Source organism: Candidatus Aquicultor sp. (assembly GCF_054640775.1).
In genome coordinates this window covers 1-514 of sequence record NZ_JBTSLF010000220.1, presented here as the reverse complement: position 1 = coordinate 514, position 514 = coordinate 1, and the positions used below count along the sequence as shown (strand labels likewise).

Genomic DNA, 514 nt, shown 5'->3' with positions numbered 1-514 from the left:
TGTTTGCCTTCATTTTTGCCTTGTTGTAGAATAAAACTGAGATAATTATTGCAAGCACGATTACTGTTATTGAAATGTATTTTACCTTTTTCACTATTATTTCCTGCTTAATATTTTATTTATTCACCAATTGATTTATTTAATTGAGCAATTGCCAGCTCATAATCTACAATAGATTGTATATAATTTGTTTTTGCCTGTAACAATGCGACTTCTGCATCCAATAAATCAGAATTAAGCGCGAGGCCATTTTTGAATTTTTCGTCCGTTATCTTATAATTCTCTTCCGCTTGATCAACATTTTGTTTCGCAACCGTCATTTTTTCCTTTGATTTGTTAATATCCAAAAAGTTCCTGGTTACTTCCAGAGTAATCATATCTTTTAAAATTTTCATATTGTCTTTTGCCTGCTCATATTGTGCTTCGGCAGCATCGGTTCTGTCAACCGTTGCACCCCAATTCCAAAGACTAAATGAAAGCGAAAGATTAATATCCCAGGTTCCATTGAATTCAT

General features: G+C 32.7%; 1 protein-coding gene. It reads right to left on the bottom strand.

Translation table 11 applies throughout. From position 1 onward, the window contains the following. Positions 1-119: 119 nt before the first annotated feature. The coding region (locus ACYC56_RS13090; protein ID WP_461374618.1) for a TolC family protein at positions 120-514 on the bottom strand (395 nt) is incomplete at its 5' end.